The sequence below is a fragment of the Thalassospira xianhensis MCCC 1A02616 genome, from assembly GCF_003326475.1.
Taxonomy (GTDB): Bacteria; Pseudomonadota; Alphaproteobacteria; order Rhodospirillales; family Thalassospiraceae; genus Thalassospira; species Thalassospira xianhensis.
In genome coordinates this window covers 21448-44711 of the sequence record NZ_JPWA01000022.1, presented here as the reverse complement: position 1 = coordinate 44711, position 23264 = coordinate 21448, and the positions used below count along the sequence as shown (strand labels likewise).

The window sequence follows — 23264 nt, the reverse complement described above, 5'->3', positions numbered from 1 at the left end:
TTTGTCTGTCTTCCGGCTTGGGATTACTCGGCAGCCTGCCGCATCGGATTAAGCGGATGTTCCGGCCAGGTCATGTAAGGCTTGTCGGTTTTGACCGGCTCCATGGTGATGCAATCAGGCACCGGACAAATGTGATAGCAAAGGTTGCAACCAACACATTCCTCGTCGATGACAACAAACTCACGATGCCCGTCTTCCTTGACATTCATCGCAATCGCCTGATGCGATGTATCCTCGCACGCGATGTGGCAACGGCCACATTCGATACAATTGTCGGGGTTGATCACCGCCTTGGTATCGAAATTCATGTTAAGCTCGTTCCAGTTCGCGACCTGTGGCACGGCCGCACGCGTGAACTGTTCGACACTGGTGTAACCCTTGTCATCCATCCACTGGCTCATGCCGTCGATCAGATCATCGACAACCCGGAAACCATAAATCATAGCAGCCGTACAGACCTGCACCGCGTTTGAACCCAGTGCCATGAATTCAACGGCGTCTTTCCATGTGGTAATGCCACCGATGCCGGAAATATGCAGATCGCGGGTTTCCGGCGTGCGAGCAATTTCGGCCACCATGTTAAGCGCAATCGGCTTTACCGCCGATCCGCAATAACCGCCATGGGTGCCTTTGCCATCAACCATCGGCTCGGGAACCATGCTGTCAAGATCGACCGAAATGATCGAGTTAACGGTGTTAATAAGCGATACTGCATCCGCTCCGCCTTTAAGTGCAGCTTCTGCCGACCAAAGGATATTGGTGATGTTTGGCGTCAGCTTGGTAAAGACCGGAATATCGACCGCATCCTTGACCCAGCGGGTGACCTGTTCGACCATTTCGGGCACCTGCCCGATCGCCGATCCCATGCCGCGTTCGCACATGCCGTGCGGGCAACCAAGGTTAAGTTCGATTCCGTGCACGCCACTTTCGGCGATCTGCTGGGCCAAATCCTTCCACGCCCGTTCTTCAATCGGGGCCATCATCGATCCGATGATCACATGATCGGGATATTCTTTACGGCATTCACGGATTTCCTGAAGGTTGACCGAAAGCGGCCGGTCGGAAATCAGTTCGATATTGTTGATCCCCAGCAAACGGCGGTTCTGGTCATGATGCGCGCCATAGCGCGACGATACGTTAACCACTGGCGGATCAATCCCCAGCGTCTTCCAGACAACCCCGCCCCATCCGGCCTGAAATGCGCGAACAACGTTGTATTTCTTGTCGGTCGGCGGTGCGGAAGCCAGCCAGAACGGGTTGAGTGAATCAATCCCGGCAATTTTGCAGCTTAGATCAGCCATTTTCTCTCTCCCTTTCTGGCTTATGCGGTTTTAAGGAACGCGTCGATGGCAATCGCGGCCTGTTTGCCGTCTTCGACCGACTGAACTGTCAGGTCCTCGCCACTTTTGATGCAATCCCCACCGGCAAAGATGCCAGAGGCGGTTGTCTGGTAATTTTCGTCGACCACGATCTTGCCCCCGGCAATTTCCATCCCGGCAAGGTCATCTGCTTTGATTTTCTGACCTATGGCCTTAAGTATCTGGTCAGCGCGGATTTCGAATTTCTCGCCGGTGCCGACAAGCTTGCCGTCCCGAAGTTCCGTTTTCTCGAACTCCATGCCGATCAGCTTGCCATTGGCCTTGATCGCAACCGGTTTGGCCCAGTGGCGCACGACCACGCCATTGATCTTGGCGAGTTCCTGTTCATATTCTGTGGCCAACATATGTTCGGCCCCACGGCGATAGACCAATGTGACTTCGTCAGCACCAAGGCGTTTGGCCTGAATGGCGGCATCAACTGCAGTGTTGCCACCGCCGATCACGATCACATTATTGCCAACCGGCATGTCAGATTTGGGCTCGGTCTGACGAAGCTGCTCGATAAAGGCAATCGCATCATCGACACCATCAAATGCCTCTCCCGGCAGGCCAAGTTCGTTGGTCGCGCCAAGCCCGACCCCAACAAACACCGCATCATATCCGTCGCGCAACGCCTCAAGGCTGATGTCACGGCCAAGCGCCTTGCCATACTCGATCCGGATGCCGCCAATGCCCAAAAGGAATTCAACCTCGCGCTGGGCGAAATCATTGGTCATTTTGTACGCCGCAAGACCATATTCATTAAGCCCGCCCGGCTTCGCCTTGGCTTCAAACACCGTCACATCATGGCCCAGCATCGCCGCGCGATGCGCGCAAGAAAGCCCCGCCGGACCGGCACCGACCACCGCGATCTGTTTACCGGTCAGGGGGGCCCGTTTGAACGGATGGGGCAATTCATCGCGCGCCATCAGGTGATCAACCGCAAAACGTTGCAGACTGCCGATTTCAACCGCGACATCTTCGGACACATTGCGCACACAGGCTTGTTCGCACAGCACTTCTGTCGGGCAGGCACGCGCACAGGTGCCCCCCATGATATTGGCCGACAGGATGGTTTTGGCCGCCCCGTCCGGGTTGCCGGTGCTGATTTTGCGGATGAAGCCCGGAATATCGATTGATGTCGGGCATGCCGTAACGCATGGCGCGTCATAGCAATACAGGCAGCGATTGCTTTCGGCCATGGCCTGCAATGTGGAATAGGCTGGATGCAGATCGGAAAATCCGTCATCGGTATCATTATGTCCGATATGACCCGAGCCTTGGATCGCACCTGATTTCGAAACTTGCTTGCCCTGCAAGATGGTCATGGTTTGTCTCCCTGCCAAAAAGGCGTCCTCTCCTGGCGTCAGCGAGAGACAAAACAAGAATGGCATCCTCAAAAGACCAGCCGCCATGTAAGCCGCAAAGGGCTTCGGATGGATTTATGGCGTATGTGGACAGGCGGGCCCGACCATCTCTGCGTCTTCTATCAATGACATTCTTGGCGTATCCGTCCGGCATATTGCCGGACTGTTTCCCAGTATTCAATCTGCCGCGCTTTTATGGAGTTCGGGTTGTTCCCGGTTGATTGCACGTACAGATGCCTCTCTCTGACGGATATAGCATGTCCAATCCTGATCATTTGGTCAAGATTAAAAAATGCAGACTGTTAAACTTGCAGTTTTATCCAGCATTTCCCTTGTTTTGCTCTTTCGTCGCCAGAAAGCCGAAGACTACAGCGAATAGCTGTCCTTGACCGCTTCCATCACGACAAAGGTCGATGTGTGCGACACATATGGCAGTTCGGAAATCTTCTCACCCAATACACGTCGATAATCGCCAATATCACGGCTGCGCACCTTGATCAGGTAATCAAACGCCCCCGCGATCATGTGGCATTGCTCGATTTCCGGCACGTCGTGAACGGCCTTGTTGAACGCATTAAGCGCCTCGGTCTTGGTATCGGTCAGGATTACCTGAACAAAAGCAATATGGCTGGCCCCCATTTTCTCCGGATGAAGAATCGCCCGGTATCCAAGGATATGCTGACTTTCTTCCAGCCGTCGCAGACGCAGGGCACAGGGTGTTTTCGAAAGTCCGACGCGATGCGCCAGATCCGTAACCGTAATCCGGCCATTCACTGCAACTTCGCGCAGAACCGCAAGATCAATCTTGTCCAAAACACCCATTTGGCACCTCTAATGTAATTAAATTTCCTATTACAACGGAAATAATAAGTGAAATTACCCATCCATCAAATCAACTTTAGGGAAAACCACCTGGCATAAAGTCGTATCATTAACCAACGGCAGCAAACCGCTGGCCCGGGTCGCACAGGCATCAGCGACCAGCGGATGTCGGCAAGACCGGATCAAGTCCGGCGCAACGGGAGTGGAAAACCGACAACGAACAACTATCGCAAAAAGGGACTTCACCATGTCACAGACACCATCCGTGAAGCCGATCCTGATTGGCTATGACGGGACAGAGGCAGCAGACCGCGCGGTTCAATTTACCGCCAACCGGGCCGCCGCCGAAGGATGCCCGGTACATGTCATTTATGTTCTGGAATGGTCGCCATACAGCTTTCTGTCGGCCCAGGAACTTGAAGAACGCCATCAACGCCGAACCGAAGAACTTTCCCGTGCCGAGGCCACCCTTGCCCCGGCACTTCGTGTTTTCATCGACCGCAAAATCCCAATGACCTACGAGGTCAGATACGGCCATTCTGGCGAACTGATCTGCCAGATCGCCAAGGAAAAGAAAGCCACACAGATCGTCCTTGGTCGAAAGGGCGGCACAGCCCTTGGCGCGCGATTACTGGGCAGCCTTGCCCTGACACTGGTTCAGGCCAGTCCCGTGCCGGTCACCGTGGTGCCCTGAACACCACCGGGTTTGCAGTCAAAACATAAAACAATCAAAATCGGAGAGTTCTCATGTCTTGCCAGTACAAACTCCCGGCGTGGGCCGCGGGCATAACGGCGACTATTTTCCCCTTTACGGCAATGGCGCAGGAAGGGTCACTTGACCAGCGTATCAACGAAACCGTTGCACCGATCTCAAACGTCATTGCCGGTGCAATTTTCTATTCTGTACCCATCGCAGGGAATGATTTCCCGCTCATCGTCGGCTGGCTTGTGATTGCCGCCGCCATTTTCACGCTTTATTTCGGCTTCGTGCAATTCCGCAAATTCGGCCATGCAATTGCATTGGTGAAAGGTGATTATTCACATCCCGATGATGCGGGTGAAGTTTCGCATTTTCAGGCATTGGCAACGGCTCTGTCAGGTACCGTCGGCCTTGGCAACATCGCCGGTGTTGCTGTCGCGGTTTCCATCGGCGGACCAGGGGCGACATTCTGGATGATCCTTGCTGGTTTGATGGGCATGGCATCGAAATTCACCGAATGCACACTTGGGGTAAAATACCGCAATGAATATCCCGATGGTCGCGTATCGGGCGGGCCGATGTACTACCTTTCCAAAGGACTGGCGGAAAAAGGCAAACCCGGACTGGGCAAGGCGCTCGCCATCCTCTTTTCGATCTGCTGCATCGGTGGTGCTGTTGGCGGCGGCAACATGTTTCAGGCCAATCAGGCCTTCCAGCAGGTCGTCAATGTTACCGGCGGTGAAAACAGCTTCCTTGCCGGAAGCGGCTGGCTGTTCGGCCTGATCATGGCCGTCATTGTCGGTTCGGTCATCATTGGCGGCATCAAATCGATTGCCAAGGTCACCGAAAAAATCGTGCCTTTCATGGCGGTAATTTATGTCACCGCCGGGCTGGTTATTATCATCAGCAATATCGGTATGGTCGGTCAGGCGTTTAGCGACATTTTCGTCGGGGCCTTTACCGGGGCAGGTGTGGCCGGTGGTGTTGTCGGGGCCTTGATCCAGGGCTTCAAACGTGCAGCCTTTTCCAACGAGGCCGGTATCGGCTCGGCTGCCATCGCCCATTCGGCGGTACGAACCAAGGAACCGGTGACAGAGGGTTATGTCGCCCTGCTTGAACCGTTTATCGATACTGTTGTGATCTGCACCATGACAGCCCTTGTCATTACCATCAGCGGCGAACTCAATTCCGGCCTGACCGGTGTTGAACTGACATCGGCGGCATTCGCATCGGCCTTTACATGGTTCCCGCTAGTACTGGCACTTGCCGTGGTCCTGTTTGCCTTTTCAACCATGCTGTCATGGTCTTATTACGGCCTGAAAGCCTGGACCTATCTTGTGGGTGAAGGCAAAGGCAAGGAAATCATCTTCAAACTGTTCTTCTGCCTGTGTGTCATTGTGGGTGCGAGCATGAGCCTCGGTCCCGTGATCGACTTCTCGGATTCCATGATCTTTGCCATGGCCATCCCGAACGTCATCGGCCTATATCTGCTAATGTCGGTCGTGCGCGGCGAAGTGAACCAGTACTGGGCCAAAATCGAACGCGGCGAAATCCGCAAGGTCGACAAATCCGCGACGGCCGAAGCGGAAACCTGATTGTCGGTCAACCCGCCCCCTGCCTTTCCGGCAGGGGGCTTGATCTGGCCTGTGCGGTTAGACGTCACTAAGGGCCCCCAACCCTGATGCTTTGCAATTCCCATGAAATGTGCGATTTTGATCGGCAAGCGTTGTGCGATTGTGATATGACACGCGCAAATTCACCGCCGGATCATTGAATTCCGACGGACAGAGAGCATTCCCGTACCCCAAAGAAAAGACCCGCAAGTGATGAGTAATCAATCGCGCCGTTCCGAATTGCTGATGCCCGCTGGCTCGCTCGAAAAACTGAAAGTCGCCGTACTGTATGGTGCGGACGCCGTTTATATGGGCACGCCGGACCTGTCGCTTCGGGTCAAAAGCCAGATGTCGCTTGATGATGTGGTCGAAGGGATCGACTTTGCCCATGAACATGGCGTTCGCGTTTACCTGACGCTGAACCTGTTCTCGCACAACAAGGATATCGACAAGCTGCCGGAATATGTCGACACCGTGCGCAAGGTTCGTCCGGACGGGCTGATCGTTGCCGATCCTGGTGTTTTCATGTTTGTCCGCGAACACGCCCCGGAACTTGATCTGCATGTTTCGACACAGGCCAATGTCTGTTCGTGGCAGTCGGTCAAATTCTGGCAAAGCATTGGGGCCAAACTGGTCGTTCTGGGGCGCGAGGTTTCCTACGAGGAACTGACCGAAATCCGCTCCAAATGCCAGGACATCAAGATCGAGGCCTTCGTGCATGGCTCGATGTGCATGACCTATTCCGGGCGTTGCCTGCTTTCGAACTTCATGGCCGAACGTGGTGCCAATCAGGGGGCATGTGCGAACTCGTGCCGCTGGAAATACAAAGTCCACATGAAGCTTAAGGACGGCACGGTCAAGGAACTCAAACTGACCGAGGAAAACCTCGAAATGTTTGACTTCTTCCTTGAAGAAGACATGCGTCCGGGCGAGCTGATGGAAATTCAGGAAGACGAACGTGGTTCCTATATCCTGAACTCGCGCGATCTTTGCATCATGCCGAAGCTCGAAGATTACCTCAAAATCGGTGTCGACAGCCTCAAGGTCGAAGGCCGCGGCAAAAGCCCCTATTACGCGGGGCTGGTTGCGCGTGCGTATCGCATGGCGATTGATGACTGGTACAAGGACCCGGAAAACTGGTCTGCCGAAGAATATATGAAGGAACTGGCAACCATCCCGAACCGTGGCTATACGTTGGCATTCCATGATGGCCGTCTGACCAATTATGCACATGGCTATGACAGCAATACCAATGTGTCGGATTGGGAATTTGCCGGGATGATCGAGGAAGTCGAAGACGACACCTTCATCATGTCGGTCAAAAACCGCATGTTGCCCGGTGACGTCATTGAAATCGTCCCGCCGCGTTCGCGCCAGACCGTTTTCATCCGCATGTATGAATTCATCGATGCTGCAACTGGCAAGGTCGGCGAAGCGGTGCATGCCAATACCCATCCGCGCATCCGCCTTCCGTTCAGCCTGTTTGAACAGGAGGACCCGGAATTCCTGAAACGCGAAATCCTGCCGATGACCATCGTGCGCAAGGAAAAGGCCCTGTCCGAAGACGAATGGCAGCGCCTGAAACTTGATCAGGAAGGCCACAAGATCGAAATGGGCAAAGGCAATGAAGAACGCTATGACGCCAAGCGCGAAGCGCTTCAGACCGCCCTTGATGACCGCCAGAAAGAACGCTCTTTCCGCACACCGCGCGTCGGCACCAAGGGTTGCTGCGGCCGTGGCTGCAATGGCTGCCTGATCTTCTGGCATGACGACAGCTATGCCAAGGCCCGCGAAATTCTTGCCAAACGCAAACAGGGTGAGATGCTGGAAAAAGACGGCAAGACGATTGCTGCTGAATAAGCATACACAACGCCCGGATACAGAAACGGCAGCCCAATGTGGCTGCCGTTTTCTTTTGGGTTACTTGATGGCCTTTTCGGCCTGTTGCTCCAGCTTGTCGATCCGACGAAGACCGAACCAGCCAAGCCCCAGAAATACAATCAGCAGGATCGGACTAAGCAAGGTCAGATTGCGTTCCAGCAGTTCCGACATCCCCTCACCCAAGACATATCCAAGCGCGAAGAACGATCCGATCCAGATCAGGATCGATGCGATGCTCAGTGGCAGGAACCGGATGAACGACATCGAGCTCATTCCCACCGGAAACACACTGATAGAGCGGATGGTGTTGGGATAGCGACACAGTATGATGTAGGCGACACCATAATGCTCAAACAGGCGCATGGTTTTGCCCAACCACTTTGAAAACGAGTCAGGCAGCTTTCTGACAATCACATCACCATATTTCCGCCCCAACCAGAACCGTACCATGTCACCGACAAACGCGCCGGAAATCATCGCGACCATGGATGGCCCGATCAGAAGGCTTTCGGACACGACAAAGATGCCGACAAAAACCGGCAGGATGCTGGCCTTGCTCACGCAATAGGTAAAAATCAGCGTATAGACCAGCTGCTGATGATCCTGAATCCAAAGATTGATTGTCTCAAACACGTCCGCACTCGCCTGCCAATCCCGAAGATAAGAAGGCTTCTAGATCAGTCAGGCCACATTGGCGAGTGTGCGGCTTCACACTGCGGACGCGATCATGCCATCTCAAACCGGATCGGTTGTGCGCCTTCCCACAATGTCATCTTGCCCAGCTTTTCAAGGTCACCAACATTTCTGGTGACAGTGATGAAATGGTTGCCTGCAAGCTGACCGACCTTGGAGGCGAAATGAACACCGCCATAGGCCAACAGGATTTCGGTTTCGCTGATCCCGCCGGGATACAGGATGATCTGACCCGGTGCCGGGAAACTGGTGTGGTTTTCATACCCAACGCCAAACTGATAATCGCCAAGCGGCATCCATACGCCCTCGCCGCTCCAGCGGACATGTACCGCCTTGCTTTCAAACGGCATGCGATCCATGAACGCCTTGCAGGTTTGGGGTGCCTTGGCGATTTCAAGCACACCATCAAAGATGAATGGGCCTGCGGTGATTTTAATCTTGGTCATGATAAATCCATTCAAACAAACAGCATGATCCAGCCCCACGCAAACGCAAGACTGATCAGGGTAACCGGAACGCCGATCCGGGCATAATCGCCAAAGCCGATGGCAATACCGGCGGCGCGCGCCTGTTCGACCGCAATGATATTGGCAACCGATCCGACAATTAAAAAGTTGCCCGACAATGTGCTGAAAACCGCAAGCCCGTGCAACAGTTCCGGCGTCCAATCCGGGCCAAGTGACAGCAACATCATCACCAGCGGTACATTGCCAATCGTGTTACTGCCCGCAAGTGAAAGGACCGCCAGCACCGCCGGGTTATCAATCCGAAGCCCCGAGAGCGCATCGCGGAACAAGGCGGCAATCGCATCATCACCGGCCATTGCCCCGGTAACGATGAACAGCCCACAAAATAGCGCTAGCAAATGCCAGTCGACCCGGCCCAGCACCTGATCAGTACCAAGCTTTCGGCTCAGCAATAGCACGGCCACAATCAGCAATGACCAAAGGGCGCGATCTTCTACAAAGATAAAGATCGCGATTACCGCCAGGGTCGCGGCCAATGCCTTGATCAGCATCGGTCGGTCAAGACGGATCGGCGCACCTTCACCCAATACTGCACCATTTGGCACCGAATCAAACGCGGCGCGGGTCATCGGACCATAGGCAATCACGCCATATACAATCAAAAGTCCAATCAGGGCCGGCACACCGCACGCAAGGAGAAAGGCCGTGAAATCAAGCTGCCCGAATTCGGCAATCATCAGGTTCTGTGGATTACCGATCAGGGTCGCGGCAGATCCGGCATTGGCAGCACACGCGACCGCAATCACATAGGGACGCGGATCAAGACGGCGGGACATCACGCCCTGTATCAGAATCGGCGTTACCGCCCAGACAACAACATCATTGGTCATCACCGCCGACAGTCCGCCGCAAATCGCAATCACCCCAGCCAGAAGCCCGCGCGCGGTCAGGTCAAGGTGGGTGATCCGGTTACCGATCCAGTCAAAGAAACCGCTGGCGGCATATTGCGATGACAACACCATCAATGTCAGCAACACCGAAAGTGTTGCGAAATCGACCGATGCCAGTGCTGCATCCCCATCGACCGCGCCGCTTAACAGCAGCACCAGCGCGCCAATCAACGCAATCCCCGTACGATTGATCGCAAGCCCCGGCCAACGCCCCAGCGCCATGCCGATATAGACTCCGCCAAATACGGCAACAACCAGCCAATCCAATCTATGCCATCCTGTTTAAATTCGGCGCGCAATTACCGCCCGTTATTTATCGCTACTCTGGTAATCGGACGCGGTCAATCTCATCTCTGGATATGCACAAATTGCAATGCCCCATGTCGAAATCCGATAAATCACGTTCTTGCCAACCCCAAAATCGGCCATTCGCGCCATTTTGTGCGAAGCAACATGAATAGTTCGACGTTTCTGCGGTTGTCTCATGACAAAACGCCATAAAATTTCACTTGCACGTGGGGTTCAACAGGCGTACATCGCGACTTGCCCAAAGTCGCACGTGCCTGTGGTGGTCCTGCTAGATGGAACCCGTAGGACTTACTTAAAGCAACGACGGTGTAGGGCTTTTTTGGTCTCAGGTGGTTGTCCAAATACCACCGACACTGAAGAGGCACACCATCATTGCCCTACGTGCGGACGGGAAACTCCCATCCAGAGCGAGGCAAAAGTTTCGCAAGTTCCGGTAGGCGCCGGAGCTTATCAGCCTGACGGTAGTCCGCGTATATGCGCCTCCACCGCGCCTAAACGCATCAGGTACCGCAAGCTGCCATATCGTGGAATGGGAGAACGCCCCAATGGCAACTCAGCGTATTATCGATTTTCTCGCCCAGAACCGACCGGAAGGTCCGTGCCTGGTCGTTGACCTTGACGTGGTTCAGCGTAACTACGAAACCTTCACCCGTGCCCTGCCGGATTCCCGCATTTTCTATGCGGTCAAGGCAAACCCGGCACCGGAAGTTCTCAGCCTGCTTGCCGATCTTGGTAGCAACTTCGACACTGCATCCGTGCCCGAAATCGAAATGGCGATGGCCGCAGGTGCGAGCCCAGAGCGTATTTCGTTTGGAAACACCATCAAGAAAGAACGCGACATTGCGCGTGCTTATGAAATGGGTGTTCGCCTGTTCGCCGTTGATTGCGTCGAAGAAGTCGAAAAGATCGCCCGTGTTGCTCCGGCTTCGCGTGTGTTCTGCCGCATTCTGACTGATGGCGAAGGTGCTGAATGGCCGCTGTCGCGCAAATTCGGCTGCGCACCGAGCATGGCGCTCGAAGTTCTTCAGCATGCCCATCACATGGGTCTGGACGCCTATGGCGTTTCCTTCCATGTCGGATCGCAGCAGTGCAATCTTGATGCTTGGAACACCGCCCTTGCAGAAGCCTCGTCGATTTTCCGCACCCTTGCCGAAAAGGGCATTGTCCTTCGCATGGTCAATATGGGTGGCGGTTTCCCGACCCGGTATCTGCGCGACGTTCCGGCAACCGAAGCATACGGTGCCGCAATCATTGATGCACTTCACAACCATTTCGGCAACCACATGCCCGAAACCATTATCGAGCCGGGCCGTGGCATGGTTGGTGATGCAGGCGTGATCAAAGCTGAAGTCGTGCTAATTTCGCGCAAACATGAAGATGACGATGTGCGTTGGGTTTACCTTGATATCGGTAAATTCGGTGGCCTTGCCGAAACCATGGACGAAGCGATCCGTTATCCGATCACCACGATCCATGACGGCGGCGATGTTGCACCGTGCGTTCTTGCCGGTCCGACCTGTGATTCGGCCGACGTGCTTTACGAAAAGAAACCCTATGATCTGCCGATTGCGCTGACCATCGGTGACGAGGTTCTGATCGAAGCAACCGGTGCCTATACCACCACTTATGCCTCGGTGGCGTTCAACGGTTTCGCACCGCTGACCGCCTATGTGATCTAGGGATCGCATCGATGATCGTGATTGATCGCGAAAACAGCCTTTCGCACGTCGAACGTGAAAAGCTGCTTGATCGCGTCATGGGTCCGGCGCGCTTTCAGAAATCTTCTGAATTGCTGCGCCGTGGCCGCCTTCCGGCTGATGGTCTGGCGTTTGTCGCCCACGACGGCAAACACATGATCGGTACGGTACGGTTGTGGAATGTCAAAGCCGGTGACAGCGGGTCTTCGCTGTTGCTGGGGCCGCTTGCGGTTGAAAAAGCCTATAGCGGCTCGGGCGTTGGTGCAGGTTTGATGTATGCGGCACTGAATGCTGCGCAGTCAACCGGGCACAAGTCGGTTCTGCTGGTCGGCGACCCAGACTATTACGCGCGCTTCGGTTTTCATGCGGCCCCTGCCAACGGGCTTTTGATGCCCGGCCATTTTGATCGCCACAGGTTCCTTGGCATCAATCTTGGCAATGGGAATGCCCTTTCGGGTTCAACGGGCATCCTTCGGGCAACCGGCCAAATGACACATTGAGTTGGCACATCGATTAGACGACCGTGATCTGATGAAAAAAGCCCCGCAGCCAGTGCTGCGGGGCTTTTCTATTGCGGATTTTCGACCATCAGCTCGTGCAGTTATTGCGTGACAGCCAGCCGATAAAGATACCGTTATGTTCAAGCCGCTGGTGGCTGAAGCATTCCCCGCCGGGATAGGCCCCGCTAGCAGGGGTGAAACGTACATTCCCCTCCCCGGGCAGGCGGTTGGTATTGGCCTCGACCAGTTCGGTATGAACTTCGCCAAGTCCGTCGGTCGGCGCAAGACAGTCATAGCGCCCGCCATTGCTGTTTATCGTGCGAACGCCGACCATGCCATGGTTCAACGGCCAGGCTTTCAGAACCGACGTCAGATCACCGCTTGATACCGCAAGGCAGGAATTGATTGCGGGCATCAGTTCGTTGATGAAGCGGGTCCATTCCGGATTTTCCGGTTTTTCAAGCTCCGTGATATCGACGACCGGGAAATCGCCGGGGGCAAGTGCAAGCCCGGTAATTTCGGCAGAAACCGCACATTTGGTCGAACCACTCGGCCCGGTCCAGATCGCTTCCTGCCCCTTGCCACGAATTGAATACATCTCGTTGGCATATTCATACCCGGAACCGGTCCGCTTGATGTTCAGGACAAGCGGCTCACGGCCAAGAAATTCAATAACCGCCTCGCCCTTGCGCCCCTCGAAAGTGGCATAGAACCGGCTTTTATCCTCGCAGACAAAAGTCTGGCGACCGGTAACCGGTGCCATTGCAGCTTCACCAAGGGCGGCCTCGATCCGGCTTAATGCTACCTTGCTTTGCGCCATCGCCCCGCTGACTTCATGCTCGTCCGGGGTGCCAGGTACGCCATTGACGGTTTTCGATCCCCCGGCAAAGCGGCCCATGGCAAAATCAAGATTAAGCGTAAAGTTCAGCGCATCACCGTCACTTGCTCCGCCAAAATTTGTGCGATTGGCATCTTCAACAAATCGCAGAAGTTTGCCATTGCGATAATAGAATTTGACATCCGACTTGCCATAATCCCCAAGATCGCGATGTTCCTCCACATAGACAGGCTGCCCATCGGTAGTAACATAGGCCTTGAATGTCGCCTTGCTGTCCCCGGCACTATAACTGCCCGGGATCATCCGCAGATCGGGCAGGCGTGCCTCGATCGCGGCAACATCGCGTTCAACATCCGAACTGCCGCCATTGCGCGCGGCGGCCGCTGATCCCGGCCCGGCGCGTTTGACCATCACTTCGACATCATCGGGCGCATCATTGGTCAGCACGGGATATGCCTGATCATTGCGAAACAGAAGATCGCCATTCTTGGTTACAATCTTTGCCTCGATCACGTAACGATGGCGTGGATCAATCTGTTTGGCGTCATAAGGCAGGATAAACACCATTGGCGGATTGGTCGCCGGATGGGTTATGGATGCAATTTCGGTCGACGGCGCATCAGCCTTTGATACGTCAAGAAGTCGCACGACAAGATTTGCACTGTTTGGTGCCAGGGCAATTCTTTCGCGGAAAACGACGGTGCCGGTTACCCGGTCCTGATTGGATTGCAGTCCGGCACAGCCCGTGACCAGGACCAGAAGCCCGATCATCAATACCGTCTGCAACCTTCCCCAAATCCATGAAGAGAGTTTCATTCTGGCCTCAGTTTGCTCAAGTTATTATTGGGTGTAGTCCCCCGTTCGCAATCGTGACTGCAAACAACAAGAAAACCAAGGCCAAAAATCGGCAAAATTACTGATTAAAGTTATGTTATTTCATCAAGGCAACGGCAGGCTGCAAAACGGCCTGCAGCCCCTCAACTCGATACCCGCCTAACCGGCGAACCGGGTACAGCCCTGCCCTGCTACATCGGTTTCAATCGACAGCAACGCACCTTCAATCTCGTTACCATTACCGGTGAGCCCGACGGATGCCGACGTGATATAAAGCGTTTTAAGGTCCGGCCCGCCAAACACACAACTCGTCGGCTGCGTCACCGGAAGTTCGACGATACGATCCACCGAGCCATCAGGCGCAAACCGGATCAAACAACTCCCGCCCCAGCGCGCATTCCAGATATAGCCATCCTCATCCATCGCCGATCCGTCCATGTTGCCCCGCTCATGCGGGCCAAAGAACGGCTTGGGGTTGGACGGCGTGCCGGTTGCCATGTCGTAATCATAAACATCCAGTGTGTTCCTGATCGTATCGCCAAAGAACATCTTTGTACCATCAGAAGACCACAGCAACGTGTTCGAAATCCCGATATCGGCAACAAAGCGTTTGATGTCGCCGTCCGGTGCGACACGGTTCAACGTTCCTGTCGATACCGTCACCGGCAGGTCTTCGCCATTCGGACCGATATTGTTTTGCATGGTCCCGTGCCAGAATCGTCCTGCCGGATCAACCCGCGCCTCGTTTGACCGATTGCCGGGATGATCGGCATCCGGGGCAACAAACGGCGTCGTCTGCCCGCTTTCGGCATCCAGAAATGCCAACCCGTCGGCCAGTGCCACCAAAAGTCCGCCGCCTGTGCGCGGCACAATCGCCGATACCGGCTGATCAAACGTCCAGCTTCGCGAACCGCCATCACGCGGGCGCAATGCGAATGCGGTTTTACCAACAATATCCACCCAGTAAAGAACGCCATCCCCGGCATCCCAATGCGGTCCCTCGCCCAGCGTACAGCGCAAATTCGGTAGGACCGTTTTGACTTTGGACATGATATCTCCCTGATATTTTGGCGGGTTTTCCCCGTTTTGACCCTTCCCTTTAATGCAACCCGGACGACCGTTCGACCGCGATCCGGTGCAGGGAAATCATTATGTCTATTGCTATCGCGAAAGGCCAAATCTGAAAAGTCATTTTGTATGATGATTTACTTTTGCCACAAAATGCAATCGCAACTCGGTTGCATTTTTATCAGGTTATTGATAGGCATTCTCATATTCATACAGCCTGCTTTGCCGGATGCTATCCGCGATTTTGCAACGGCACCGAATTCTTGCGAGTTTCCGTCCAATGTTCGATCTGAAAAATGTCTTCTTCCAAAGCGAAGGCAAGAACCCGAAAACGCTGCTGGGCGATATATCGGTGTCCTTCCCGACCGGCGCATTCAGCGCAATTGTCGGGCATAACGGATCGGGCAAAAGTACGCTTTTGAAATTGCTTGCTCGCAAAAACAAACCCGCATCCGGGCAGATCACACTTGATACCCAAATCCTTGACACGCACAGCACGCGTGATTTCGCCCGCAAGGTCGCCTATCTACCGCAAAGCCCGATTGTGCCTGCCCACCTCAGTGTCCGCGAACTGGTTGCCTTTGGCCGCTATCCATGGCGCGGTGCCTTTGGCCGTTATCGGGCGGACGATCACGAAAAAATAGAACGTGCCATGGAAATGACCCATGTCACCGAATTTGCCGACCGCTTTGTCGCAAGCCTTTCGGGTGGGGAGCGCCAACGCGTCTGGCTTGCCATGCTACTGGCACAGGATGCCCCGGTTCTGCTGCTTGATGAACCGACCTCCGCCCTTGATGTCGGCCATCAGCGCGACATCCTGCAACTTGTCGCCAATCTTAAATCCGAAATCGGCCTGACCGTGATCGCGGTTTTGCATGACATCGACATGGTCGGACGTTTTGCCGATCATATCCTCGCCCTCCGCGGTGGTCGCACTTGCTGGCAGGGCGCAGCAGCCGACTTCATGCAGTCCGATACGCTTCGCGATATTTTCCAAACCGAAATCGGGGTGATCCGCCTGCCGGAATCCGCCCATTATGTCAGCTACATAGCTTAGGGTCCTGACCATGCGAAACCGCCTGATCGCGTCAATCGCCTGTTCCTGCGTGATTGCTACCGGTATCCTTGCCCCGACCATCGCCCCGTCAATCGCGCTGGCCGAAACCTATACCCACGAAATGGGAACGGTGAATTTTGCGACCCCACCGAACCGGATTGCCGTATCGAACTGGTCACTGACCGAGACGGTTTTGGCCCTTGGCATTGACCCGGTCGCCATACCCGAAGCTGACGGATATCGCGAATGGGTGGTCGAACCGGCATTGCCCGCCGAGTTTGTCGATCTTGGCACCCGCATGGCCCCGAATTTTGAAGCCCTGCGCGACAGCCGCCCCGAAGTCATCCTGATAAGCAGCGACGTCGCCATGGCCTATGACAAACTTTCGGCCTTCGCGCCAACCATGGTCTATTCGATCTATAACACCGACCAGCCTGCTCTCGACAAGGCCGAAGACCTGATGCGCAATGTCGGCCAACTGACCGGGCGCAGTGACAAGGCCGAAGAAATCATCGCATCTGCCAATCAACGTATTGCTACCGCCGCCGATCGCATCCGCAAGGCGGTTGGCGATGATGCCAAATTCGCGGTCGTGCGCATCCTCGACGATGCCCATTTCCGCATTCACGGTACCACATCGCTTTTCGGATCGACGCTGGCGCGGATGGGTTTTGCCAATACCTGGACCGGCCCGGTCAATGGCTGGGGGTTCAGCAACGGCGAAATTGGTGACCTGGCCAAACTTGGTCCGGCCCACTTCGCCTATATCGAACCGACACCCGCGGCTGTCAAAACCAAACTGTTTGGCTCTCCGGTCTGGAAAGCATTACCGTTCAACCGGCAAAATACCGTTTATGAAGTCCCGACAAGCTGGACATTCGGTGGACTTTTGTCGGCAGTACGTTTTGCCGAACAGCTTGCCGACGCCATCACCGACGCACACGGATCGTAAATCGATATGACCAGATACCTGTTTCTTTGCCTGTCCGTGATCGCCTGTTTAACCGCACCTCTTGTACCCAAAATGGCAATCGCCGAACCTATCACGATTGAGCATGAACGCGGCACACTGACCCTTGACGCACCGGCAAAACGCGTTGCGGTAACGAATTGGGCCACGACCGAAACCGTCATTGCTCTTGGGCTTGATCCGGTCGCGATTGCCGATCCCGACGACTATCTCGATTGGGTTGCCAAACCTGACCTTCCCGAAAACTTCACCGACATCGGCCAGCGCGCGGCCCCCAATATCGAAGCCCTGCGCGATGCAAAGCCCGACCTGATCGTGATCAGCAAGGATCTGGAAATGGCATATGACAATTTCAATGCCATCGCCCCAACCATCGTTCTGTCGATCTATAACAACAACCGCGATGCCCTGCCCGAAGCCCATAAACTTTTCGAGACGCTCGCCAAAGCCACCGGGCGCGAGGCGGAGGCCGCCGCATGGCTTGCAGATGCCGACGTCAAATTCGCAGAATATGGCGATCGCATCCGGGCTGCCATGCCGCCAAGCCGCGCCCTTGCAATCACCCAATTCGTATCCGAAAGCCATATCGGCCTTTATGGCAAATCGTCCCTGCCCGGCACCGTCCTGGCGAAAATGGATCTACCACTGGCCTATCAGGGGCCGGTCAACAATTGGGGCTTTGCCAAGGGGGGCGTCGAAATCCTTGGCCCGCGTGCACAGGATACGCTGGTGTACCTGAACCCGGTACCCGATGTGATCCGCGAAAAGGTCTGGGCATCGCCGGTGTGGAAAATCCTTGATTTCGTTCGCAACGACCGGGTTTACGAACTGCCTGTCGTCTGGGCATATGGCGGCATGCCATCCGCCCTGCGCTTTGCCCGGCTTCTTGCCGAAAGCATGGAAAGTGGCCCGGTTAAATGAGCGGCGAAACGAGCCGTGACATGAGCCGGTTTTTCTATCGCGGCCCGGCGATTCTGTGCCTTGCACTTGCAATCTGTTCGGTTGCCATCCTGATCAATGATCTTTGGCCGTTCCTTCAAAAGGGGGCCGGGATGAATGTGCTGTTTCATCCCGACGAAACTGATTTCGATCAGATCCTGTTTCATTTCAGCACCCTGCCCCGGATCACAATGGCCTTTATCTGTGGTGCCGGTTTGGCCCTCGCCGGGGCAGCGATCCAGACGGTATTGCGTAATCCGCTCGCATCACCGACGACCCTTGGTGTCGGTGCAGGTGTTGAATTTGCCCTGACGGTTTTCCTGCTTCTGGCCCCGGCGGCACTCGCCCCATTCAAGGAAGCCGCTGCCCTTGCCGGTGGCATGATCGCCCTTGGCGCGGTTTATCTGATTGCATCGCGGCGCGCCAATGCGACGCTGTGGCTGATACTGGCCGGAATGATCATCAATCTGATGCTGCAATCGGGAACGCAGATTTTCCTGCTGTTTAACGAACAATATCTGCAATCGGTCTTCATGTGGGGGGCGGGTGACCTCGCGCAAAACGGCTGGGACTCAACGCAGTTTGTTTTGCCCCGCCTGCTGGTCGGTGTTGCTGTTGTTCTGCTTCTCTCGCGCCCGCTTGATCTTCTTGCCCTTGGCGACGACACCGCAAGCTCGCTTGGCGCTCGCGTCACCATCTTGCGGCTGTTGATCTTGGGCTTTGCCGTTTTCATTACCGCATCGGTCATTTCGGCTGCCGGGTTGATCGGTTTTATCGGTCTGGCCGTCCCTGCCGCCCTGCGTATTGCCGGTCTGACACGTTCGCGCGATCTGATGATCTATTCGCTGTTGACCGGCGGCTTTGCACTATTGTGTATCGACTTTATTGTCCGGCAGATGAACGGGCTTGATGGCGACATCGTTCCAACCGGTGCAGCCACTGCCTTGATCGGCGCGCCATTTATCATACTGATCCTGCGCAAGGCCCGGATCATGCCCGGCCAACAAAGCGAGGACCATCATCCAGATCAGCACATTGTGTCGAAAAATCTGCTGAGCCTCCTGCTGATATTAGGGCTGGTTACAGGCTTGGGTTTATCCTTGTTTGTGTCGTTTAACGGTCATGATTTCTTATTTCTGACTGGTGGTGAAAGCTTCCATGACATCGTCCTCCAGCGTTCCGAACGGACCTTTGCCGCGATCATTTGCGGCGCGGCTCTCGCGGTTTCAGGCACGTTAATTCAGCGCGTCGGGCGCAACCCATTGGCCAGCCCGGAAATCACCGGCGTCAGTTCTGCCACCGCACTCGCCATGATCATCGCCCTTGTTTTCTTTGGCTTCGGACAACGAGCCGAACTGATGTTTGTCGGTGCTGCCGGCGGGATCATTTCGCTGATCGTCCTGCTACTGCTATGCCGGAAATTCACCCACGCCCCGCATTACCTGTTGCTAAACGGCCTGGCCTTAACTGCCATTTTGGGCGCGATTGTTCGCATTGCGCTGACCCGCAGCGGCACGCAAACATCAATGCTGATTTCGTGGCTGGCAGGCACAACCTATTTCACCCGCATGGACGAAGTCCTGATCGTCGCGGGGGTCACCGCAGCCTTGCTGGTTGTAGTGATTGCGGTGCGTCGCCCTCTTGAACTGGCGTCATTTGGCAATGATCAGGCCACCTCGCTTGGCCTTGGCATTTCAGGTTTCCAGTTCTTCATCATGCTGCTTGCCGCCATCCTTGCCGCCAGTGCAACGCTACTTGTCGGACCACTCAGCTTCGTCGGGCTGATGGCACCGCATCTCGCACGGATTGCCGGTTACCGGCTTGCGGGGGGGCATTTGCTGGGCGCAGTTCTGATCGGGGCGAATGTGATGATGGTTGCCGAATGGCTGGCCAGAAATATGCTTTATCCCCAGCAATTACCAACCGGCCTGATCGCCGCCCTGATCGGGACGGCGTATTTCCTGTTTCTGGCAATCCGCAAACGCTAGGTATTCGGCCAGTTCTTCGCCAGTGTATAGGCCTCGTCAAGGCTGTGCGCATGTTTAAGGGGAAAGGGCAGCATTCTTGCAAAGTTGCTGTTCTCGACCTCTTCGGCATGGTCATGTTCGTGATCCGGCTCCACCTGTATCAGTCCCTTGGCGAAGCACGGCAACCGGTCTCGGTTCTGCCTGAACCAAAGCGCCGCCTGTTTGCGGGTTTCGTGACCCTGCTCGACATGCCCGGTAAAAAGCATGATCAATATCACCGGTTCCGTTCGGGCCGATAGTGCGTAAAGAGCCCTGATATAGCTCTCCCCATCGGCAGCACTTTGCACGTCAACCATCTCGAACAGTATAATATCATCCGTCAACGAGCTTGATCTGAACATCAATTTCCTCATGCCGAAAGTAATTGGTCATTATCTCATAGACGAAATGCAGCAGCGTTTTTTCACCAAAAACAACAAAGGGCCGCTTATGCGGCCCTTTGTATGCGTAACAAAAATCAAGGATCAGTCTTCGAAGTGGCCCTTGGCGGCAAAACCACCGCCCTGATAGATCACAGCCGGATCATGGCGGTCCTCCGCAGGGAAGGCTGCCTCGATTTCTTCGCGGAAGATATCGGAACTGTCCTGCGGCTGCCAGCCGATCAGATCGGCGTGGTCGTTGCTCCACCATTTCGTGCGGTTGTTCGACACACCATACATCACTAGATGGCCAGTCATCGGCGCATCAAATACCGCCTTCATCAGGGAAATAAAATCGCGCGGGCTCATCCATGTCGACAACATCCGGCGATCTCGCGGCTTTTCAAAGCACGACCCGATGCGAAGCGAGACGGTTTCGACATCGAACTTGTCGTAGTAATAGCTTGCCAATGCCTCGCCATAGCATTTGGTGACACCATAAAGGCTGTCGGGGCGCAGTTCGGATTTGTCATCAAGCTTGGTCGTGCGCTTGTGGAACCCGATGGCGTGGTTCGAGCTGGCAAACAGGATGCGCGGCTTGCCATTTTTGCGCGCACCTTCATAAAGGTTATAGGTGCCAAGGAAATTGGCCTGCAGCAGGTCATCAAATGCGGCCTCAATCGAAATTCCGCCCAGATGAATGATCCCGTCGCAATCCTTGGTCAGTTCATGCACAGCGGCCCGATCCGAAAGATCGCACGGCACGACTTCCTCGCCCGGACCGGCCGGATCCATCGGTGCGATATCCGAAAGGCGCAGGACATCGGCATAGCCTTTAAGCCCCTCGCGCAGGATTTTTCCAAGGTTGCCGGCAGCACCGGTAATCAGCAAACGTTTCATCGTCTTCCTCTTTGAAGTCATCTTGGTCCGCAATCAGCCCCCACCAAACACAAGGTTCGGCAGCGTCAGGGAAATCGCCGGTACATAGGTTGTCAGCATAAGCGCCGTCAGGATCGCCAGATAGAACGGCCAGATCGTCATGACGGCCTTCTCGATCTTCACCCCGCCAATCGCGCAACCGACAAACAGGCAGGAGCCGACCGGTGGCGTACAAAGGCCAAGCCCCAAATTCATCATCAGCACCATACCGAACTGAATCGGGTCCATGCCGAATTGGGTCGCCAGCGGCAGGAAAATCGGCGTACAGATCAGGATCAATGCGGCCATGTCCATGATCATGCCGGCAATCAGCAGCATGATATTGATCAGCAACAGAACCATGATCGGGTTATCGGTAACGGATGTAATCGCATGCGCCAATGCATCGGGTACCTGATAAAACGCCAGCATGTAACCATAGGCCGACGCACACCCGACCAGCAGCATGACAAGGGCCGTTGTCTTCGCCGATTGTTTGACCGCCGCAACAAACCCGGCCCAGTTCAGTTCGCGATAGACAAGCCCGGTAATGATCAACGCATAGGCCACACCGATGGCACCGGATTCCGTCACTGTGAACACACCGCTCAACACACCGCCGACGATAATGACGGCGGTGAAAAAGCCCGGAATGGCACGAATGGCCGTAACCCCGACAACCCGCCATCCCGGAAACGGTACAGCCGGATAGCCATGCTTGATCGCCACAAGCCATGTCGCAAGGCCAAGCAGCAGGCACATGATGATGCCCGGCACCAGTCCAGCCATGAACAGCTTGGAAATCGAAATCCCGCCACCGGCCGCAACCGCATAGAGGATCATGTTATGGCTTGGCGGGATCATGATACCCGCGATCGACGAGGTCACCGTAACGTTGACCGCATAATCGGCACGATAGCCTTCCTTTTTCATCACCGGGATCAGGATCGAGCCGAGTGCCGATGTATCGGCTACGGCCGATCCGGAAATGCCGCCAAACAGCATCGATGAAAACACGTTCACAATGCCAAGTCCGCCGCGGCGGCTGCCGACCAGTGCGGTTGCAAACTGCACCAGCCGGTTAGCAATCCCGCCATGAAGCATCAGTTCGCCGGCAAAGATAAAGAACGGAATGGCCAGAAGCGAAAAGGCACTGATGCCCGAACCGATACGCTGAAACGCGATCAGGGTTGGCAGACCCTCGAAGAAAAAGGTCGCAAGGGCCGCAATACCAAGTGCAAGGGCAACGGGCATGCCAATGACAATACCAACGGCAAACAGGCCCAAAAGAATGGTTATGCCCATTTATTCAGTGTCCTTATCAAGCAATTCGTCGCTGTAAAACCGGCTATGCGCGATGTTTTTCCAACCGGTGATGATTTTAAGGATATGCACGAGGCTGTAAAATACGATGCCCCCGCCACAGACCAGCATCGGAATGGACCGCAATCCGTCGGGAACATGGATGATCGGCATGCTTTTGGCCCAGTTGAAAACAACCAGATCGTAGGCGCCGACCAACATGTAAAAACCGAATACCACCATGGCCGCATAACTGATCAAGGCCAAAACAGCCGCGGCCTTGGGCGGCAATGCATCGCGGAAAAACGATACCGAAAGATGGCTGTTGTCTCGGATACAGGCTGCAGCAACCGGAAAAGTAATCAGAACAATCAGGATCAGGGAAATCTGTTCGACCCAGGTCGGGGTTTCGTTAAGGACATAACGCCCGAAAACCAGCCAGGCAAAACTGGGGATCAACGCTACCAGCGCAATTCCGCCGATCAGATTAAGGATTTTGGCTAGTCCGCCACCCAAACGGTCAAGCATCCCGGTGAGTTGTGAAAGCATTCGCACGCCGCCAGAAATGGATTAACAAAAAGACCGGATACAAGCG

The 23264-nt window shown here is 55.0% G+C and carries 21 protein-coding genes; 9 read left to right on the top strand and 12 right to left on the bottom strand.

The genetic code is table 11. The annotated features are described in order from the left end of the window. Window positions 1-23: 23 nt before the first annotated feature. The 3 genes from preA to TH5_RS16745 form a co-directional block, all read right to left on the bottom strand. Window positions 24-1301, bottom strand: a complete 1278-nt coding sequence (gene preA / locus TH5_RS16755) for an NAD-dependent dihydropyrimidine dehydrogenase subunit PreA (protein WP_114122803.1) — start codon at window positions 1299-1301, stop codon at window positions 24-26. A gap of 20 nt (window positions 1302-1321) precedes the next feature. Next, complete coding sequence (locus TH5_RS16750) at window positions 1322-2686, bottom strand: NAD(P)-dependent oxidoreductase (protein ID WP_114122802.1); 1365 nt, start codon at window positions 2684-2686, stop codon at window positions 1322-1324. A gap of 405 nt (window positions 2687-3091) precedes the next feature. Then, entirely contained in the window at window positions 3092-3547 is a 456-nt protein-coding gene (locus tag TH5_RS16745; RefSeq protein WP_114122801.1) for an Lrp/AsnC ligand binding domain-containing protein, read from the bottom strand. 247 nt (window positions 3548-3794) lie between these two features. Here TH5_RS16745 and TH5_RS16740 point away from each other — a divergent pair, with 247 nt between their 5' ends. The 3 genes from TH5_RS16740 (at window position 3795) to TH5_RS16730 (ending at window position 7720) form a co-directional block, all read left to right on the top strand. Next, the gene (locus TH5_RS16740) at window positions 3795-4241 is read left to right on the top strand and encodes a universal stress protein (RefSeq protein ID WP_114122800.1); all 447 of its coding nucleotides are present in this window, start codon (window positions 3795-3797) and stop codon (window positions 4239-4241) included. Window positions 4242-4294: 53 nt separating this feature from the next. After that, a complete protein-coding gene (locus TH5_RS16735) occupies window positions 4295-5842 on the top strand; it encodes an alanine/glycine:cation symporter family protein (protein ID WP_244204952.1) in 1548 nt (515 codons plus the stop codon). Window positions 5843-6073: 231 nt separating this feature from the next. After that, the gene (locus tag TH5_RS16730) at window positions 6074-7720 is read left to right on the top strand and encodes a U32 family peptidase (RefSeq protein ID WP_114122798.1); all 1647 of its coding nucleotides are present in this window, start codon (window positions 6074-6076) and stop codon (window positions 7718-7720) included. A gap of 60 nt (window positions 7721-7780) precedes the next feature. Here the strand turns inward: TH5_RS16730 and TH5_RS16725 are convergent, their stop codons facing one another. The 3 genes from TH5_RS16725 to TH5_RS16715 all read right to left on the bottom strand — a co-directional run bounded on the left by TH5_RS16725 (window position 7781) and on the right by TH5_RS16715 (window position 10118). Then, window positions 7781-8374 (bottom strand): DedA family protein, encoded by a 594-nt coding sequence (locus tag TH5_RS16725; protein WP_114122797.1) that lies wholly within the window; start codon window positions 8372-8374, stop codon window positions 7781-7783. A gap of 92 nt (window positions 8375-8466) precedes the next feature. Beyond that, window positions 8467-8880, bottom strand: coding sequence for a DUF3830 family protein (locus tag TH5_RS16720; RefSeq protein WP_114122796.1), 414 nt, complete (start codon window positions 8878-8880; stop codon window positions 8467-8469). A gap of 11 nt (window positions 8881-8891) precedes the next feature. Beyond that, window positions 8892-10118 carry an SLC13 family permease gene (locus TH5_RS16715; RefSeq protein WP_114122795.1) on the bottom strand — a complete coding sequence of 409 codons (1227 nt, stop codon included), beginning with the start codon at window positions 10116-10118 and terminating at the stop codon, window positions 8892-8894. Window positions 10119-10705: 587 nt separating this feature from the next. Here TH5_RS16715 and TH5_RS16710 point away from each other — a divergent pair. Together TH5_RS16710 and TH5_RS16705 are read left to right on the top strand one after the other, a co-directional pair. After that, window positions 10706-11839 (top strand): type III PLP-dependent enzyme, encoded by a 1134-nt coding sequence (locus tag TH5_RS16710; protein WP_114122794.1) that lies wholly within the window; start codon window positions 10706-10708, stop codon window positions 11837-11839. Window positions 11840-11850: 11 nt separating this feature from the next. Next, a complete protein-coding gene (locus TH5_RS16705) occupies window positions 11851-12357 on the top strand; it encodes a GNAT family N-acetyltransferase (protein WP_114122793.1) in 507 nt (168 codons plus the stop codon). Window positions 12358-12445: 88 nt separating this feature from the next. Here the strand turns inward: TH5_RS16705 and TH5_RS16700 are convergent, their stop codons facing one another. Both TH5_RS16700 and TH5_RS16695 read right to left on the bottom strand, forming a co-directional pair. Beyond that, window positions 12446-14011 (bottom strand): YbaY family lipoprotein, encoded by a 1566-nt coding sequence (locus TH5_RS16700; RefSeq protein ID WP_244204951.1) that lies wholly within the window; start codon window positions 14009-14011, stop codon window positions 12446-12448. Window positions 14012-14188: 177 nt separating this feature from the next. Further along, window positions 14189-15079, bottom strand: a complete 891-nt coding sequence (locus TH5_RS16695) for an SMP-30/gluconolactonase/LRE family protein (protein WP_114122791.1) — start codon at window positions 15077-15079, stop codon at window positions 14189-14191. 298 nt (window positions 15080-15377) lie between these two features. Between TH5_RS16695 and TH5_RS16690 the strand changes: the two genes are divergently transcribed. The 4 genes from TH5_RS16690 to fhuB are packed head-to-tail and all read left to right on the top strand — an operon-like array spanning window position 15378 to window position 20051. Beyond that, window positions 15378-16154 carry an ABC transporter ATP-binding protein gene (locus TH5_RS16690; protein WP_114122790.1) on the top strand — a complete coding sequence of 259 codons (777 nt, stop codon included), beginning with the start codon at window positions 15378-15380 and terminating at the stop codon, window positions 16152-16154. Between the two features lie 10 nt (window positions 16155-16164). Next, window positions 16165-17106: an iron-siderophore ABC transporter substrate-binding protein gene (locus TH5_RS16685; RefSeq protein ID WP_114122789.1), complete on the top strand. Its 942-nt coding sequence runs from the start codon at window positions 16165-16167 to the stop codon at window positions 17104-17106. 6 nt (window positions 17107-17112) lie between these two features. Further along, window positions 17113-18045: an ABC transporter substrate-binding protein gene (locus tag TH5_RS16680; RefSeq protein ID WP_114122788.1), complete on the top strand. Its 933-nt coding sequence runs from the start codon at window positions 17113-17115 to the stop codon at window positions 18043-18045. Next, complete coding sequence (gene fhuB / locus TH5_RS16675; protein ID WP_114122787.1) at window positions 18042-20051, top strand: Fe(3+)-hydroxamate ABC transporter permease FhuB; 2010 nt, start codon at window positions 18042-18044, stop codon at window positions 20049-20051. The genes TH5_RS16680 and fhuB overlap by 4 nt, the downstream gene beginning before the upstream one ends. Here the strand turns inward: fhuB and TH5_RS16670 are convergent. From TH5_RS16670 to TH5_RS16655, 4 genes are all read right to left on the bottom strand, one after another. Continuing rightward, window positions 20048-20431 carry a hypothetical protein gene (locus tag TH5_RS16670; protein ID WP_114122830.1) on the bottom strand — a complete coding sequence of 128 codons (384 nt, stop codon included), beginning with the start codon at window positions 20429-20431 and terminating at the stop codon, window positions 20048-20050. The two genes, fhuB and TH5_RS16670, sit on opposite strands and share 4 nt — an antisense overlap. 123 nt (window positions 20432-20554) lie before the next feature. After that, the gene (locus tag TH5_RS16665; RefSeq protein ID WP_062950797.1) at window positions 20555-21349 is read right to left on the bottom strand and encodes an NAD-dependent epimerase/dehydratase family protein; all 795 of its coding nucleotides are present in this window, start codon (window positions 21347-21349) and stop codon (window positions 20555-20557) included. A 33-nt stretch (window positions 21350-21382) separates the two neighbouring features. Then, on the bottom strand, window positions 21383-22672 hold the full coding sequence (locus tag TH5_RS16660; protein ID WP_114122786.1) for a TRAP transporter large permease: 1290 nt from the start codon (window positions 22670-22672) through the stop codon (window positions 21383-21385). Then, a complete protein-coding gene (locus TH5_RS16655; protein ID WP_114122785.1) occupies window positions 22673-23218 on the bottom strand; it encodes a TRAP transporter small permease in 546 nt (181 codons plus the stop codon). Window positions 23219-23264 lie beyond the last annotated feature (46 nt).

Coding starts and splice junctions, on each gene's coding strand:
- preA (WP_114122803.1), bottom strand. CDS start 1,301: ATGGCTGATCTAAGCTGCAAAATTGCCGGGATTGATTCACTCAACCCG.
- TH5_RS16750 (WP_114122802.1), bottom strand. CDS start 2,686: ATGACCATCTTGCAGGGCAAGCAAGTTTCGAAATCAGGTGCGATCCAA.
- TH5_RS16745 (WP_114122801.1), bottom strand. CDS start 3,547: ATGGGTGTTTTGGACAAGATTGATCTTGCGGTTCTGCGCGAAGTTGCA.
- TH5_RS16740 (WP_114122800.1), top strand. CDS start 3,795: ATGTCACAGACACCATCCGTGAAGCCGATCCTGATTGGCTATGACGGG.
- TH5_RS16735 (WP_244204952.1), top strand. CDS start 4,295: ATGTCTTGCCAGTACAAACTCCCGGCGTGGGCCGCGGGCATAACGGCG.
- TH5_RS16730 (WP_114122798.1), top strand. CDS start 6,074: ATGAGTAATCAATCGCGCCGTTCCGAATTGCTGATGCCCGCTGGCTCG.
- TH5_RS16720 (WP_114122796.1), bottom strand. CDS start 8,880: ATGACCAAGATTAAAATCACCGCAGGCCCATTCATCTTTGATGGTGTG.
- TH5_RS16710 (WP_114122794.1), top strand. CDS start 10,706: ATGGCAACTCAGCGTATTATCGATTTTCTCGCCCAGAACCGACCGGAA.
- TH5_RS16705 (WP_114122793.1), top strand. CDS start 11,851: ATGATCGTGATTGATCGCGAAAACAGCCTTTCGCACGTCGAACGTGAA.
- TH5_RS16700 (WP_244204951.1), bottom strand. CDS start 14,011: ATGAAACTCTCTTCATGGATTTGGGGAAGGTTGCAGACGGTATTGATG.
- TH5_RS16695 (WP_114122791.1), bottom strand. CDS start 15,079: ATGTCCAAAGTCAAAACGGTCCTACCGAATTTGCGCTGTACGCTGGGC.
- TH5_RS16690 (WP_114122790.1), top strand. CDS start 15,378: ATGTTCGATCTGAAAAATGTCTTCTTCCAAAGCGAAGGCAAGAACCCG.
- TH5_RS16685 (WP_114122789.1), top strand. CDS start 16,165: ATGCGAAACCGCCTGATCGCGTCAATCGCCTGTTCCTGCGTGATTGCT.
- TH5_RS16680 (WP_114122788.1), top strand. CDS start 17,113: ATGACCAGATACCTGTTTCTTTGCCTGTCCGTGATCGCCTGTTTAACC.
- fhuB (WP_114122787.1), top strand. CDS start 18,042: ATGAGCGGCGAAACGAGCCGTGACATGAGCCGGTTTTTCTATCGCGGC.
- TH5_RS16670 (WP_114122830.1), bottom strand. CDS start 20,431: ATGTTCAGATCAAGCTCGTTGACGGATGATATTATACTGTTCGAGATG.
- TH5_RS16665 (WP_062950797.1), bottom strand. CDS start 21,349: ATGAAACGTTTGCTGATTACCGGTGCTGCCGGCAACCTTGGAAAAATC.
- TH5_RS16660 (WP_114122786.1), bottom strand. CDS start 22,672: ATGGGCATAACCATTCTTTTGGGCCTGTTTGCCGTTGGTATTGTCATT.
- TH5_RS16655 (WP_114122785.1), bottom strand. CDS start 23,218: ATGCTTTCACAACTCACCGGGATGCTTGACCGTTTGGGTGGCGGACTA.